This window comes from Colwellia sp. MB02u-10, from assembly GCF_014077185.1.
GTDB lineage: Bacteria > Pseudomonadota > Gammaproteobacteria > Enterobacterales > Alteromonadaceae > Cognaticolwellia.
The window spans coordinates 1-214 of record NZ_JACGVK010000005.1; the positions used below are offsets into that span (position 1 = coordinate 1).

Genomic DNA, 214 nt, shown 5'->3' on the forward strand with positions numbered 1-214 from the left:
GTAAATGCTGTATCTTCAGTGACATTGATTACATCATCGACTGCGACGGGTGCATCATTTGCAGCAGCTACCGTGATGGTTAATTGTCCAACATCAGTTGCAGTTCCATCCGTTACTGTGTAATCGACTGTATCGGTACCATTGAAGTTTGCTGCGGGTATATAAGTGTATGAGCCATCCGCTGCAAGCGCTAATGTTCCGCCTTGCGCTGTTG

The 214-nt window shown here is 46.7% G+C and carries 1 protein-coding gene; it reads right to left on the minus strand.

Annotated features, from left to right (window positions below):
* Positions 1-214: Ig-like domain-containing protein (locus tag H4J59_RS00010; protein ID WP_182235752.1), on the minus strand; the 214-nt coding region annotated here is incomplete at both ends.